Here is a 14631-nt window from a genome sequence, read left to right on the forward strand (position 1 = left end):
TCGAGCCGGCCACCTTGCGCATTCCTCGTACAATTGCGCTGGAAGTGCCTGGCCGAACACTCGCCACCCTGCGACCGAACGGGTAAAATCGTTCGGATCGGTTATGGGGGCACATCTCGCGGGGGCGAGCACATGATAGACACAGGCCAGGAAAGCGGGTCGTCAATGACATCGGATTCGCCGAATCTCACCGCTGAAGGCCACGATCCAGAAAATGTCGGACCTAGACCTCCGATTCTTCCGGTGAGCAAGCTCCGGCCGGCTTACCAGCAGGTCGCCGACCAGCTCCGGACACTGATCCTCGACGGCTCACTGGCGCCCGGAAACCGGCTGCCCAACGAGGTCAACCTCGCCACCAATTTCGGCACCAGCCGCACCACCGTGCGTGAGGCGCTGCGGGCGCTCACCTCGCAGGGCCTCATCTACACGCTGCGCGGCACCACCGGGGGCACGTTCGTGTCCCGCGTCCAGATCGACCAGGTGAGCGACTACCTCGAAACGAGCATCGGGCTGATGTCCGACGAGGACGGCGTCACCGCCCACGCGCTCTTCGAGGCGCGACAGCTGCTCGAAGTACCGTCGGCCGGGCTCACGGCGGAACGGCGGACCGACGCGCACCTCAAGGCGCTCGGCGAGGTCATCGAGCTGGGCTCGCGCAAGGTCTCACAGGCGCGCGGCACCCCGGAGCACCGCACGTTCCACGAGATCGTCGTCGACGCCACGGACAACGCCCTCCTGCGGCTGATGACCGAGCCGATCTTCCGCGTGCTCCGCACCCGCATGCCCCGCGTCATGCCGGCGGACTTCTACGTCGGCGTCGACGAGGACCACGAGGAGATCTTCGCCCTGGTCGAGGCGCGCGACGTCGAGGGGGCGTCCGACGCCATGCGCCGTCACCTCGAACATCTGCGCCAGGCCTACATGTGAACGACCGGCCCGCGCGAGGCGGGCCGGTCGTTCCGGGCTCGGTCCGCCTGACGCGGACCCGGGGGGCAGGGGTCAGGGTCCCCCGGCGGGCATGCCCAGCGAGCCCGGGTTCACGAGGCCGCGTGGGTCCAGGATCGACTTCACCTGGCCCAGCAGGGCGGCCACCTCCTGGTCGAGTCCCTCCTGATACTCGTAGCGCTTGCCGATCTGCAGGTGGGCGGCGCCCAGCTCACGCAGCCGGGTGCGCAGCGCGGCGCTGGCTTCGAGCACGACCGCCGTGGCCGCGGAGTCGGGCGTGTTGCCGTTCGCGAACTTGGCGTGCGTGCCCGGGTCGAGCATGAGGCTGTGCCACGGCGTCAGGCCGTCCATCCAGTAGAAGACGAACTCGATGATGAAGCCCGTCCCCGCCGAGGTGGCCAGGGCGCCGATCTCGATGCCGTGCTTCTCGAAGGACTCCCGGAACGGGTCCAGCGCCTCGTCCATCTCGGTCCAGGCCGTCTCGGCCGCGCTGAACGGAAAGATGCCGTGCTGCGGCAGCATGAGCTCGCCGGCCCGGCTGACCGTGCCCGTGATGTCGACGAACGGATTGCCGTACATGACGCTCGGGACGGAGTTCGCGACCTCGGTCCCACCGGCGGCGCAGATCTTCCTGATCTGCTCGACCGAGGCGTCGGCCTCGGCGTCGGAGCGCGCCTCGACGATGCCGTGCAGGGCGTAGTGGTGCTCCCGGGCGACCCTGCGGCCGGCCAGCGCGACCTTCGCCGCCTGCCTGATCCCGCGGACCAGGTTGCCCTGCGAGCCGATCACGCCGGTCATGGCACGGGCGCCGTCGGCGATGCTGGCGTCTCGCACCTCCCTGCCCTGCAGCACCGGATCCATCCCGAACAGGGTCTCGGCCAGGCCGCTGCGGGCGACGGCGGTGGCCGCACGCAGGTAGTCCGACCTGCTCGCGTACTGGAAGGACACGAAACGTACGGCCGCCGGCGCGGGGACGAGACGCAGGGCGACCTCGGCCTTGACGCCGAAGGCCCCGGTGTCACCGAGGAAGAGCCCGGTGAGGTCGGGCCCGTGGGAGCGGAAGAACGGCCTGCCGGCGGCGGCGCCCCAGGTGCCGGTGCGGATGACCCGCCCGTCCGCGAGCACCACGGTGACGCCGAGGGTGCTCTCGGCGGACGTGCCGTTGGCCGTCGAGCCCCACATGACGGTGTTCTGTGACAGGCTGCCGCCCACGGTCGCGTAGCGGCCGGACATCGGCCCCCAGAACGGGGTGCGCAGCCCGCGCCCGGCGAGCGCGCTCCGCAGCGCGGCCCAGGTGCAGCCGGCCTGGACGACGACGTACATGTCGGCCTCGTTGATCTCCAGGATCTTGTCGAGGCCCGACAGGTCGAACAGGACGCTGCGCTCGCTCGTCGGCGTGTACCCGCCGGTGTAGGACATGCCGCCGCCGCGCGGCACCACGGCGAACCCGGCGCCGGTCGTCAGGCGGACCGCCTGGCTGATGTGGTCGAGGCTGCGCGGGCGCACCACGAGCGCGGTGGTCGCGCCCGCCTGACCGCCGTCGTGCGAGTGCTGCTCACGGACGATCGGGTCGTCGAGGACGTCGCCGGCGCCGAGCACCTCGGCGAGCCGGTCCCTCAGCTCCTCGGACGAGGCGCTCATGACGACGCCGCCAGGCGCGCGCCGGGCAGGCGCAGGAACTCGTCGACGACGCGGGCGAGCTCGTCGGGGCGCTCGTCGGCCACGAAGACGCCGGCGTCCGGGATCTCGTGGAACCGGATCCACTCGGACAGTCCGGCGCTGCGCTCCGTCTCCTCGCGGAGCATCTCCCGCGAGCCGGCCAGCGCCAGCGTGGGAACGCGCAGCCGGTCGATGTAGGGCCGGTGATCGGTACGGCCGACCGCGTTGTGCCCGTACGGCCGCTTGTCGCCCGACAGCATCAGGTCGCCGAGGCAGCGAGGCGCGACGGTGGGAGCCAGGTCCGGGCCGGACAACGTCCAGAAGGCCTTCCACCACGTCAGGATGTCCGTGGCCTGCTCGTCGAAGACCGGAGGCTCCTCCTCGGCCAGCGCCCTGGCCGTCTCCTCGTCCAGCAGGGCGACGCCGTAGGCGACGATGCGGCGGACCCGCCCGGGCTGCTCCAGGGAGGCGGCCATGAGCACGGAGGCGCCGGTGTGGTGCCCCACTCCGTCGAACCGCTCGATCCCCATGCGGGACAGCGCGTCGAGCACGCGGCGCGCGTAGTACTCGACCGTGGGAGGAGAGGGGGGCGCGTCGGACATCCCGTAGCCCGGGAGGTCGAGGGCGATGACCCGCCGGCCGGTGCCGACGAGGTGGGGGATGAAGGCGGACCACATCATCAGGCTGGACGGCGCCTGATGGAGCAGGATCACCGGATCGCCGGTGCCCTCGTCCCAGTAGTGGATCTGTCCTTCTGGCGTGTCGACGTAGCCCTTCGGCACGAGGCCCCTCCCATGGTCCTGCTGACGCGGCCGGAGGCGTAGGGGCACCTGAGGTGTCCATCCCCTCATCCGCCCGTGAATTTCGACCGAGCCTACGCAGGGCGGAATCGCACTGTCAATACGTCTTATGTTTCCATGAAGGCGCCCTGGAGTGGATCTAGGAGTAGTGGCTTAGACAATTGGGCCGGATCTGCGATGGTGAGTCCACCACCAGTCCTAACAGTGAGCCTTCTTGGCTTTTAGCCTCGCGTTATCGGGTGTCGGCGACCCAGATCAATGCTTGACGGTGATGCATCAGACGTTTATTGTCGGCGTCACCAGGACGAGCTCGGGCTGCTCGGAGTCCTAGTGCCGGACCTACGCCCTTGCAGACAGATCTGCCTCGCGCTGACATGTCCGCCTTGAGCAGACTCATCCGCCTAGTGCCGACACATCCCGTGTGGGATCTTCTTTCGATCTGAGATGGTGACCATGAGCAAAGTGGACTCGCGGAGGCGTCGGGGCGGGCTGCGACTCGCCTGCGTCGCGCTCGGTTTGACGGTGATGACGACGGCGTGCGGGGGCGGTGGCACGTCCAGCACCGGAGACGCGGCCGACAGCGGCAAGCCGGCGAAGACGTCGATGTCCGTCGCGGCCGGCGCGATCGCCGAGAACATCGACCCGGACGCGCCCTCGGCGGTGGTGGTCGCCAACTACCAGACGGTCAAGAACGTCTACGAGCCGCTGGTCAGGTTCGGATACCAGGCCAACGACGCAGACCTGGGCGGCGGGCTCAAGCTCGACACCCAGAAGGTCGAGCCCGCGCTGGCCACGTCCTGGGAGTACGCCGACAACGCCTGGACCTTCAAGCTTCGCGAAGGCGTGAAGAGCCACGCCGGCAACGAGTTCACCTCCGCCGACGTGGTGTGGACCTACGAGCGCAGCAAGGCGCTCGCCGCCACCGGCGCGCTGCTCTGGACGAAGTTCATGGGCGTCAGCGCGGTCGAGGCGGTGGACAAGTACACCGTCAAGTTCACCACCGACGGTGCCAGCCCCATGCTGCTCGCCACCATGGCGGTCGCGTCCTACGTGCGGCCGATCGACTCCACCGAGGCGAAGAAGCACGTGACGGCCGACGACAAGTGGGCCGCCAAGTGGCTGGGTGAGAACGCCGCCGGCTTCGGCGCCTACGCGATCTCCGACTGGCAACGGCCGAGGAGCATCACCCTCCAGCCCCGTCCGGACTACTGGGACGCGGCCAACAGCGGCAACCTGGCGGTGACCACCCAGGCCGTGACCAACCCGGCACAGCGCCTCAACGCGCTGACCAAGGGCGACGTGGACATCGCCCTGGGGCTGACGCCGCAGCAGGTGACCACGGCGAGCCAGAACGACTCGCTCACCGTGGTGAAGTTCAACGCCAACACGCGCGCCTTCGTCTATCCCAACCTCGACGACTCGAACATCGCCGACGTGAAGGTCCGCCAGGCGATGTGGACCGCGGTGCCGACGAAGGACATCATCGAGCGCGTCTACAACGGTGACGCCTTCGAGCTGAAGTCGCCCGTGTCGCCGTACATCGCGGGCTACACCGACGAGTTCTTCCGCTACGACCACAGCATGGAGAAGGCCAAGGCGCTGATGGCGGAGTCGAGCAAGCCGAACGGCTTCAAGTCGGAGCTGTACTACTCGTCGGAGGAGCCGATCCTCCAGCAGGTCGCCGAGATCCTCAAGTCGTCCTGGGCGCAGATCGGCATCGACATCCAGCTCAAGGCCGAGCCCAACGCCCAGCTCCAGACGCGTAACTTCAACAACCACGACATCCCGCTCTACATGGAGGACCTGGGCGCCACCGAGGTGCCGGACGCCTGCTCCATCGGCGCGCTGTGGGCCAAGGGCGGCATCGCGAACTCGAACAACTACCACGACGACACGTTCAACAAGGCCTTCGAGGACTGCCTCGACCAGGTGGAGTTCGCCGACCGCGAGCCGGCCATGAAGCAGCTGCAGAAGGCCGCCATCGACAACCCGATGGTCATCCCGATCGTCGGCCTCTACTCCACCACGGTCATCCGGAGCAACGTGCAGAACCTGGCCTTCGACCCCAGCGGCGCCACCCCGTACCGAACGGTGACGGTCAAGTAGCGAGCCGCGAGATAAGGGAAGTGCCGCCCATGGTCCGGTATGCCACAGTACGGCTGATAACGATTGTCCCAGTGACGCTCGCGTTGATGATCCTCACCTTCATCGTGACGCAGCTGCTTCCGACAAATCCGGCTGTTGTGGCTGCCGGACCTCTCGCCACCCCGGAACAGGTGGCCCAGATGGAGGCGAGGCTCGGGCTCGACAAGTCGATCCCCGAGCAACTGGTCGCCTTCCTGGGCCGCCTGTTCACCGGAGACCTCGGTCAGTCGATCGGCACCGGCAACGCGGTGATCGAGGACCTCGTCCGCCGGTTGCCCTCCACGATGGTGCTGACGACGAGCGGGGTCCTGGTCGGGTTCGTGCTGGCCATCGGCCTGGCCGTCGTCACCGCCAACCGCGAGCGCGGCGTGCTGGCCTCGGTCGGCAAGACCTTCGGCGGGCTCGGCAGCTCCGTGCCCGACTTCGTCGTCGGCCCCATCCTGATCCTGCTCTTCTACGTCGCCATCCCGGTGTTCCCGGTGCCGATCGGCCAGGGCGGGTCGGGGGCGGACGTGCCGGCGGTGACCGGGGCGGCCCTCCTGGACGCCGTCATCGCCGGTAACGGCGGCGCGATCGTCGACGCGCTCACCCATCTCGCGCTTCCCTCCCTGACGCTCGCCCTGTGCTACGCGGCGCCGATCTACCGCGTGGCGGTCTCCTCCATCGAGGAGATCTCGCGGCGCAGGTTCGTCGACTACGTGATCCTCAACGGCGGGTCGAACAAGCTGCGCTGGAGATACGTGCTGGAGAACGCGTTTCCGCCCATCCTCACCATGAGCGGGCTCGTCTACGGCCTGCTCATCGGCGGTGCGGTGGTCGTCGAGGCGATCTTCAGCTGGGGCGGCATCGGTGAGTACGCGGTCGAGTCCATCACCGGCAACGACTTCTTCGCCATCCAGGGCTTCGTGATGGTCACCGCTGTGCTCTCCATGCTGATCTACCTCAGCGTCGACCTGATCCACGCCTGGCTCGACCCCCGGACGATCAAGCGGAGCGCATCGTGAGCGGCGTACAGCAGATTCCCCAGGTTCCCCAGCTCCCTCAGGTCCCTCAGGCCGAGACCCCCCGCGCTCGCGGGCCGCTCCTCTCGTCGCGCAACGTCGGCCTCGCGATCCTGGCGCTGATCGTCGTCGGCGCGGTGATCATCCCCTGGATCCTCGCCGACCGGCTGGAGACCCGGCTCGGCGACGCCCTGCTGGGCCCCTCGCTGTCCCACCCCTTCGGCACCGACCCTGTCGGCCGCGACCTGTTCGCCCGCGTGGCGGAGGCCGCGAGGACCGACGTGACCGTCGCGGTCGTCGGCGTCCTGCTCTCCGCGGTGATCGGCGGAATGATCGGCGTCGTCGTCGGCTACTCGCGCGGGAGGTGGTCCGGCCTGCTGATGCGCGGCCTCGACGCGTTCCAGGCCTTCCCGCTGCTGGTCTTCGCGCTGCTGCTGCTCGCGTTCGTCGGCGGCGGCGTGTCGACGCTGATCATCGCGGTCGGCTTCGTCAACATCCCGATCTTCATCCGCTTGGTCCGCGCCGAGACCCTGGCCGCGTCGCGGCTCCCGTACGTGGACGCCGCGACCTGCGTGGGGTGCTCGACCCCGCGCATCCTGTGGCGGCACATCCTGCCCAACGTCCTGACCGGAGCGCTGACGCAGACGACGACCGCCGCCGGCTACGCGATCATCCTGGTCGGCGCGCTCGGCTTCCTCGGCGTGGGCACCGACCCCGGCGCGGCGGAGTGGGGCGTGATGATCCAAGAAGGTGTGCAGTACATGACCTCCGGCCAGTGGTGGCTCATCGCCTTCCCCGGGGTCGCGATCGTCGTCACCGTCGTCGCGCTGCAGATGGTCGGCGAGTCCGTCGTCAAAGCCAGGAGGGTCCGTTGAGCTCTCGCACGAACCTGCTCGAAGTCGAGGGCCTGGACATCGCGTTCGGCGCGCGGCCGGTGGTCCGGGACGTGTCGTTCGACGTCGGGGAACAGGAGTTCCTGGGCATCGTCGGCGGCTCCGGCTCGGGTAAGTCGACCACGCTGCGCGCGGTGCTGGGCCACCTGCCGCGCGGCGCGCGCATGACGGGAGGCGCCGTCAGGTTCCTCGGCGCCGACCTCGTCCGCGACGGCGTCCCGGTGAGAGCCGGCAAGGGCGGCCCTGACCCGCGCCGTCTCGGCATGAGCGTCATCGTCCAGGACCCGGTGGGTGCCCTGAACCCGCTCCGGACCATCGGCAACCAGATTCAGACGCTGATGAAGAGCAGCGGCCGCCAGGTGACCGAGGACCGGATCGCCGACACGCTGTCCGACCTGTTCATCAACAACCCGCGGCGGGTGCTGAAGGCGTACCCCCACGAGCTCTCCGGCGGCATGGCGCAGCGGGTGCTCGTCGCCGTCGCGCTGCTGATGGAGCCGAAGCTGCTGCTGGCCGACGAGCCCACCAGCGCGCTCGACGTGACCGCCCAGGCGCAGATCGTCGAGCTGCTGCGGCGGCTGGTCAGCGAGCAGGGGCTGTCGGTCGTCATGGTGACGCACGACCTCGCGCTGGTGAGCGAGACGTGCGACCGCGTCGTCGTCATGCGCGAGGGCGAGGTCGTCGACGTCGGCACCCCGAGGGCCGCCTTCTATGACGACCCTCGGCCGTACACCCGGGCGCTCGTGGACGCCACCTCGTTCACCAGGCAGGAGACAGCCGGATGACCACCGATCCGATCATTCGCGTCGACCACGTCAGCAAGGCGTTCAGGACGCGGAGCGGCGACGTCCAGGCGCTCGACGACGTCACCCTCAGCGTGCGGCGCGGCACCACCCTGGCGGTCGTGGGCGAGAGCGGCTCGGGCAAGACCACGCTCGGCAGGTGCCTGCTCGGCCTCAGCTCCTGGGACTCCGGGACCATCTCCATCGGCGAGCACGACGTGGCGAAGCTGTCGAAGGCGTCCCGGGGCGACTTCCGGCGCAAGGTGCAGATGGTCTTCCAGGATCCCTTCGCCTCGCTCAACCCCCGGATGCGGGTCGGACAGGTGCTGGAGGAGCCGCTGCTGCTGCGCGGCAGGGAACGCGGGGCCCGGCGCGAGGAGGTGCTCCGCTGCCTGGAGCACGTCCAGCTCGACCCCTCCTACGTCTCGCGCTACCCCGGCGAGCTGTCCGGCGGCCAGGCGCAGCGCATCGGCATCGCCCGGGCGATCATCGGCCAGCCCGAGGTCGTGGTGCTCGACGAGCCGACGGCCGCGCTGGACGCCGAGGTGCGCCGCGGCATCTACCAGCTCCTCCAGCGGCTGCAGGCCGAGCTCGGACTCACGTACGTGCTGATCTCGCACGACCTGGCGAGCGTCGCGGCGACGAGCGACGCGATCGCCGTCATGCACCGCGGGCGCATCGTCGAGTACGGCACCACCGAAGACGTCTTCGAACGGCCGAGGCACCCGTACTCAGTGGCGTTGATCTCGGCGTCACCGCGGCTCGGCGTGGAGTTCGTCGGCCGCGAGCGGGTCGCCGTCCTGCGCGGCGAGGACGTCCTGGCCCGAGCCGACCAGTGCCACCTGAGCAGCCGCTGCCCGGTGGCGCTGGAGGTCTGCCGGTCGGGGCGCCCCGCCTTCGAAGCGGTGGACGGCGCGCACGCCTGCGCCTGCTGGCGGGTCGCGGAGATGCCAGGGGTGCTGGACGCCGCGATCTCGGAGCGCGCCCTCGACGCCGGGCAGCCGGCGTGACGGCTCCGCCCTCGAAGAAGACGAAGAAGAGGTGACCATGAGTTTCGTGTCAACCGGCTTCACCCGCCCGTTCTCGCCCGACGGAACGGCCTCGGTGCTGCCCGAGCCCCCCTACGACTTCGCGATCCAGGCCACCATGGTGCACTTCCGCACCGATCCCGAGGCGCTGGCCCAGCTCGTGCCGCCGCCGCTCAAGCCGCTTCAGGCCCGCGCCGGCGAGGCGTTCTGGCTGGTCATCGATCACATGATGAGCCCGGTGAACGTCTCGGGAGCCGACTGGCACCCGGAGCGGCGCCGGATGCTCGAAGCCACGATCGGCATCCCGGTCGAGCTCGACGGCGCGCCCGGCGTCTACTACAGCCACTCCTGGACGGACCGCGAGTGGAGCTTCCTCATGGAGGCGCTGACCGGCATCAACGGCAAGCTCGCGCGGATCGCGATCACGGAGGGCCAGCGCATGCACCCGGTCTGGTCCGGCCCGCGCGCGGGCGCGGTCTTCGACTCGACGGTCGAACGGCTCGGCACCCGCGTGGCCGGCAGCAGGGTGACTCTGGAGGAGAGGATCACGCCGGCGGAGTCTCCCACCGCCGAGCTGTTCAACATCTTCATGCTGCGGCACGTGCCGAACTTCGAGATCGCCGCCGCCGGCCGCCCGCTCGCCTACGACCTGGTCACCGAACGGGACGAGAACGTCGTGTTCGGAGACGTCTGGCGGGGCACCGGCGAGCTCACCTTCCACGACGCCGAGAACGAGTGGCTGACGCCCATCGCGCCGGTCGAGACGATCGCCGGCTACCACCTGGAGGTCTCCTTCCGGCTCATGGGCATCGAGGTGGTCAAGGACCTCCTTCCGGACTGGGACGCGGCACAGGCATCCCAGGCACAGCAGGCACGGCCATGACGGACGGCGCCCACGACGCGACCACGGCGACGAAGGAGACGGCACGGTGAGCGCGAGCTCCAATCGGCTTTCCACGATCAGCGTGCGCGACCTGGAGACGTCGCTGCGCTTCTACCGCGACATCATCGGGCTCCAGGTCGACGTCGCGACGGTGTGGAAGGGGCCCGAGTTCGAGGACTACTACGCGCTGCCGGCGGGCGCCTCCGGTCACGTGGCCGTGCTCTCGTCCGGGGGACGGCCCGCGGGCCGCATCATGCTGGTCGAGTTCCGCGACGCGGGCGAACAGGCCGGCGGCGACCACCCCGACTGGTTCCTCGGCTACACCAACGCCAACTTCTACACCCCCGACATGGCGGCGACCCGTCGCCGGCTCGCCGGCCTGGGCTACGAGTTCTGGACCGACCCGCTCCAGTACGACATCGGCGGCCACGAGGGCGCCCCGACCGAGGTGTTCTTCGACGGACCCGACGGCCTGGCCGTCAACCTGATCGAGCCCCAGGGCGACCCGTCGACCGTGGTCGGGAGCGTCGCGCGTAAGTACGAGGAGGTGGGACCGACCCCGACCGGGTTCAGCGAGCTGGCGACCGCGGCGCACAACGTGCCGTCGATCGACGACGCGCTGCGCTTCTACGTCGACGTCGTCGGGCTGCGCGTGCTGATGGACTTCGAGGTGGCGGGCGACGACCGCAACGACTTCCTCCGGCTGGAGCGGGGCTCGGTCTCCCGCAACCTGTTCCTCTACGGCGACGACCTCATGGGCAAGATCGCGTTGTGCGCGCCGCTGAACTACGTCCTGCCGGACATCCCGGAGGCCGCCAAGGCGCCGCCGGCGGTGGGCCACCTCGTGATGGCGGTGGTGGTCGACGACCTTGGCGCGACCTTGGAGCGGGCGGCTGAGCACGGAGTCGAGGTCTTCGCCCCGGCCCGGCCGATCGGCCACCCGGGCTTCGGCGACTGCGTCGCGGCCCTGGTCCGCATCCCCGGCAGCGGGGCCCTGATGGAACTCATCGCCCTCGCCTGAGCGGGCGACACCACTGACCATTGTGCGTCGGCCGCCGGAACGCCACGGCCGACAGGGAGGACATCCGCATGGCAAAGCTGAGCATCTCGGCGATCGCATCCGATGGCGCCGAATGGATCGCCTTCTGCAAGGAGGGCGAGAAGACCGGCCTCGAAGCCGCCTGGGCGGCAGACACCTTCGGCCGTGACTGTTTCGTGGACGCCGGTCTGGCGCTCAGCCACACCGAGACGTTGAAGGTCGGCGTGGCGATCGCGCTGCCGACCCGCACCCCGCTGCAGACCGCGAGGGCCGTCCAGTCGCTCGGCGAGTGGGGCCACCGCTTCACCCTCGGCCTCGGTCCGGGGCACACCGCCCAGGAGGGCGCGGTCAGCGAGCGGTTCCACCGCCTGGTGGGTGCCGGGGACATGGAGAACGCCCACGGCATCCCCTTCTTCCCGCCCGCCACGCGGATGAAGGAGTACCAGGAGTGCATCACCACGCTGCTCTACACGCCGCTCGACGAGCCGGTGGACATCGTCCGAGAGCACTACCGGGCCAGCGGCAAGGGCTTCGGCTACCAGCGGGCCGACATTCCCACGATGTTCGGCGCCTTCGGTGACCGGATGGTGCGCATGTCCGGCGAGGTCGCCGACGGCGTGATCCTGCACCACATCGCACCCCGCGCGGAGCTGCTGCGCAAGTCGGCCATGGCCCGCGAAGCCCACGAGCGCTCCGGCAGCACCGCCCCGTTCAAGGTCAGCTTCGGCACGATCACGGCCGTGCACGAGGACGAGGGCGAGGCGCTGCGGCTCGCCCGTGCCGACCTGGTGGGCGCGTTCGCCGTGCCGCTCTACCTCGACCGGCTGGCCGCCGCGCACCCCGACGTGGTCTCCACCCTGAAGCCGCTCCTCGCCGCCGAGAAGTACACCGAGGCGGCGGCCGCCCTCTCGGAGGACGTCGTCCGCGAGCTGATCGTCGTCTCCACCCCCGAACGGCTCCGCGATGAGATCGAGAGCTTCGGCGACGGCGTCGACGAGTGCATCCTGCTCCCGTCCGGCGTCTTCAGCTTCATGGTCGCCGCCGAACTCGACGTCCGGCCGCCCGACCTGGTCGAAGCCCGTGACGCGATGCTGCGCGGAATCTTCGGCGGCATCCCGACGGCGTCGAAGAAGGCGGTCTGAACCATGGGCGACCCAGGATGGTCGGTCGAGCCGCTGGGCGGCGACTCGTACGAGTTCGTCTGGCCCACGGGCTACTACCGGACGGTCTTCTCGGTGTCGGACGAGGGCGTGATCGCGCTCGACCCGATCAGCCGCGACGCCGCCGCCGCCTACCGTGACGCCATCGCGTCGGTCACCGACCAGCCGGTGACGTACATCGTCTACAGCCACGAGCATCTCGACCACATCGTCGGCGCCGAGGTGCTGGCCCCGGACGCGCAGATCGTCGGTCACAAGGACCTCGGCGCCAACCTCACCTCGCGCGGCATCACCGGCGTGCCGCTCCCGACCGTCCTGGTCGAGGGGCACCGCCGGCTCCGGCTCGGCGAGGTCACCTGGGAGCTGTACGACCTCGGGCCCAACCACAGCCGCACCAACCTGGCCGTGGTCAACCGCGCCGACCGGTGGGCCGCGCTCATCGACGTGATCGCCGGCGGCCTGGTCCCGTACCGCAACCTGCCCGTCACCGACTTCGTCGGCACGATGAGGTCACTGGAGACCCTGGACGCCTTCGACGACGTCGACGTCACCCTCGACGGCCACTGCCCGCCGGCGCCCCGGGAGTGGATCGACAACTACCGCCGCTACTACCGGGACCTGCTCGACGCCGCGGCCGCCGCCCGGGCCGAGGTGAACGAGGTGAGCATCCTCAACGACGGCGACTACCGGCCCGAGGAACTGGCCGACGGCGTGGCCATGACCGACCGGATGTTCGACGAGACGGCGGCCCTGGCGGTCGAACGGCTGCGGCCCGCGTACGGCGCGTGGGGCGGTTTCGAGCGGTGGGCGCCGATGAACGTCGACCGCGCACTCATCTATCTGATCACCGGGGAGTGACTTCTTGTGAACGAGACCGAATTCGACGTCCTCGTCGTGGGAGCCGGCACCGCCGGCATGCCATGCGCGATCGGGGCGGCCGAGAGGGGCCTGCGCGTCTGCGTGGTGGAGAAGCTGGACCGGGTCGGTGGAACGCTCCACGTGACCGGCGGCGACCTCAGCGCGGCCGGCACGCGGCGGCAGGCCGCGCGCGGGATCATCGACTCTCCCCAGGCGCACTTCGCGGACATCGACCGGATCAGCCGGGGCACCGTCGACGAGGAGGTGACGCGCCTCGCGGTCGAGGAGGCCGCACGGACCGTCGACTGGCTGGAGGACAACGGCTACACCTTCGCCGACGCGGCCCCGGCCGTGCTGTTCGGGCATGAGCCGTACGACGTCGCGCGCACCCACTTCGCTCCCCGGCGCGGGCTGGAGATCCTCGACGCGATGCTGCCGGACTGGGACCGGCTGGTCGAGTCGGGCGCGATCGTCCTGCTCACCGGCAGCACGCTGCGCGAGCTGGTCACCGAGGACGGCGGCCGGGTGGTCGGGGTCGTCGTCGACCGGGCCGACGGGCCCCGCGAGATCCGCGCCGCGAACGTGGTGCTGGCCACGGGCGGCTACGCGGCCAACCCGGAGATGTTCGCCGAGGTGACCCCGCGAGCGCACCGGCTGGTCAGTTGCGCGCCCGAGACGTCGCAGGGCGACGGCATCGTCGCCGCCCGCAAGGTGGGAGCGGCCTTCCGCGGCGCGGACAAGCACCTGCCCACCGCCGACGGCATCGAGACGGCCGCGGGATCGGGCCGCGCCGAGCTCCTCGGCGCCTGGCCGGTCCTGCACGACCCGCTGCGGCTGCCGAGGGAGATCTACGTCGACCCGAGCGGCCGCCGGTTCATGAACGAGGAGGAGCTCAGCCCCGACACGCGCGAGCGCAACATCAGGCAGCTCGACGACACCGCCTGGTTCGTCGTCTTCGACGACGCCTCCATCGACGTCGGGCTTCCCCTCGTTCCGTTCTGGGGCCCCGACGGGCTGCGGGAGAAGGCACGCGAGGGCGACGTCGCCTGGGTCGGCGACACGCCGGCCGAGCTGGCTCGCAAGGCCGGTATCGACCCGGAGGGGCTGGAGGCCACGATCGCGGAGTTCAACGCGAGCGTGCCGCACGGGCGCGACCTGTTCGGCCGGCGCCGGGCGAGCCACACCATCACCCAGGGTCCGTTCTACGCCCTGCGCAACGTCGCCACGGTGTTCATCACCTTCGGCGGGCTCGCCGTGGACGGCCGCCTGCGGGTCCTCACCGAGGCGGGCGAGCCGATCGAGGGCCTGTACGCGGCGGGCGAGGTGATCGGTGCGGCCGCGACGACGGGCAACGCCTTCTGCTCCGGGATGCTGGTCACGCCGGCCCTCTCCTTCGGACGCGTCCTCGGCAGGACCCTGACCGGACAGGGAGCGTGAA

Annotated in this window: 13 protein-coding genes; 11 read left to right on the forward strand and 2 right to left on the reverse strand. The window is 70.0% G+C overall.

From position 1 onward, the window contains the following. Positions 1-243 precede the first annotated feature (243 nt). Complete coding sequence (locus AB0I38_RS18910; RefSeq protein ID WP_358469076.1) at positions 244-927, forward strand: FadR/GntR family transcriptional regulator; 684 nt, start codon at positions 244-246, stop codon at positions 925-927. A 72-nt stretch (positions 928-999) separates the two neighbouring features. Here AB0I38_RS18910 and AB0I38_RS18915 read toward each other — a convergent pair whose 3' ends face one another. Further along, positions 1000-2586 carry an FAD-binding oxidoreductase gene (locus AB0I38_RS18915; RefSeq protein WP_358469079.1) on the reverse strand — a complete coding sequence of 529 codons (1587 nt, stop codon included), beginning with the start codon at positions 2584-2586 and terminating at the stop codon, positions 1000-1002. Further along, positions 2583-3386, reverse strand: coding sequence for an alpha/beta fold hydrolase (locus tag AB0I38_RS18920; protein ID WP_358469082.1), 804 nt, complete (start codon positions 3384-3386; stop codon positions 2583-2585). The genes AB0I38_RS18915 and AB0I38_RS18920 overlap by 4 nt, the downstream gene beginning before the upstream one ends. Before the next feature lie 471 nt (positions 3387-3857). Between AB0I38_RS18920 and AB0I38_RS18925 the strand changes: the two genes are divergently transcribed. The 10 genes from AB0I38_RS18925 to AB0I38_RS18970 all read left to right on the forward strand — a co-directional run bounded on the left by AB0I38_RS18925 (position 3858) and on the right by AB0I38_RS18970 (position 14630). Further along, complete coding sequence (locus AB0I38_RS18925) at positions 3858-5510, forward strand: ABC transporter substrate-binding protein (protein WP_358469085.1); 1653 nt, start codon at positions 3858-3860, stop codon at positions 5508-5510. Positions 5511-5539: 29 nt separating this feature from the next. After that, complete coding sequence (locus AB0I38_RS18930; RefSeq protein WP_358469088.1) at positions 5540-6553, forward strand: ABC transporter permease; 1014 nt, start codon at positions 5540-5542, stop codon at positions 6551-6553. Continuing rightward, complete coding sequence (locus AB0I38_RS18935; protein ID WP_358469091.1) at positions 6550-7425, forward strand: ABC transporter permease; 876 nt, start codon at positions 6550-6552, stop codon at positions 7423-7425. The genes AB0I38_RS18930 and AB0I38_RS18935 overlap by 4 nt, the downstream gene beginning before the upstream one ends. After that, positions 7422-8228, forward strand: a complete 807-nt coding sequence (locus AB0I38_RS18940; protein WP_358469094.1) for an ABC transporter ATP-binding protein — start codon at positions 7422-7424, stop codon at positions 8226-8228. The genes AB0I38_RS18935 and AB0I38_RS18940 overlap by 4 nt, the downstream gene beginning before the upstream one ends. Beyond that, positions 8225-9235 carry an oligopeptide/dipeptide ABC transporter ATP-binding protein gene (locus tag AB0I38_RS18945; protein WP_358469096.1) on the forward strand — a complete coding sequence of 337 codons (1011 nt, stop codon included), beginning with the start codon at positions 8225-8227 and terminating at the stop codon, positions 9233-9235. The genes AB0I38_RS18940 and AB0I38_RS18945 overlap by 4 nt, the downstream gene beginning before the upstream one ends. Before the next feature lie 37 nt (positions 9236-9272). Then, complete coding sequence (locus AB0I38_RS18950; protein WP_358469099.1) at positions 9273-10136, forward strand: acetoacetate decarboxylase family protein; 864 nt, start codon at positions 9273-9275, stop codon at positions 10134-10136. Between the two features lie 46 nt (positions 10137-10182). Beyond that, a complete protein-coding gene (locus tag AB0I38_RS18955) occupies positions 10183-11157 on the forward strand; it encodes a VOC family protein (RefSeq protein ID WP_358469102.1) in 975 nt (324 codons plus the stop codon). A 68-nt stretch (positions 11158-11225) separates the two neighbouring features. Continuing rightward, positions 11226-12317: an LLM class flavin-dependent oxidoreductase gene (locus AB0I38_RS18960; protein ID WP_358469105.1), complete on the forward strand. Its 1092-nt coding sequence runs from the start codon at positions 11226-11228 to the stop codon at positions 12315-12317. A 3-nt stretch (positions 12318-12320) separates the two neighbouring features. Then, the gene (locus tag AB0I38_RS18965) at positions 12321-13193 is read left to right on the forward strand and encodes an MBL fold metallo-hydrolase (RefSeq protein WP_358469108.1); all 873 of its coding nucleotides are present in this window, start codon (positions 12321-12323) and stop codon (positions 13191-13193) included. Positions 13194-13199: 6 nt separating this feature from the next. Further along, complete coding sequence (locus tag AB0I38_RS18970; RefSeq protein ID WP_358469111.1) at positions 13200-14630, forward strand: FAD-dependent oxidoreductase; 1431 nt, start codon at positions 13200-13202, stop codon at positions 14628-14630. Position 14631: the final 1 nt, after the last annotated feature.

Origin of the sequence: Nonomuraea cavernae (genome assembly GCF_040655715.1) — a bacterium.
GTDB classification, from domain to species: domain Bacteria; phylum Actinomycetota; class Actinomycetes; order Streptosporangiales; family Streptosporangiaceae; genus Nonomuraea; species Nonomuraea cavernae_A.